The organism is Mesorhizobium sp. M4B.F.Ca.ET.214.01.1.1, from assembly GCF_004791545.1.
GTDB classification, from domain to species: domain Bacteria; phylum Pseudomonadota; class Alphaproteobacteria; order Rhizobiales; family Rhizobiaceae; genus Mesorhizobium; species Mesorhizobium abyssinicae.
This window is the reverse complement of record NZ_SRUX01000307.1, coordinates 1-279: the sequence shown is the minus strand read 5'-3', so window position 1 is coordinate 279 and position 279 is coordinate 1. Positions and strand designations below refer to the sequence as shown.

General features: G+C 58.8%; 1 pseudogene. It reads left to right on the top strand.

The features are described 5' to 3' along the window. Positions 1–84: 84 nt before the first annotated feature. A pseudogene (gene fumC, locus EN857_RS36075) lies at positions 85–279 on the top strand (class II fumarate hydratase); the annotation flags it as partial.

Here is a 279-nt window from a genome sequence, read left to right as displayed (position 1 = left end):
CTGCATTCGCTGCAGGCAAATCGCCGCGCAACGACGGGAAATATCTTCCCGCGCCGCATTGCAGCGGCTTTCTTTGCCGCCGCGATGATTCTATATATCGGCCGCGCAAGGCGGGCGAAGGCGCCGTTTTGGCGGAGGAACACGAGTAAAAAGGCAAGATTGATGACAGCCACACGGACGGAAACCGATACATTTGGCCCTATTGAAGTTCAGGCCGATCGCTACTGGGGCGCGCAGGCGCAGCGCTCGCTCGGCAACTTCAAGATCGGCTGGGAAAAG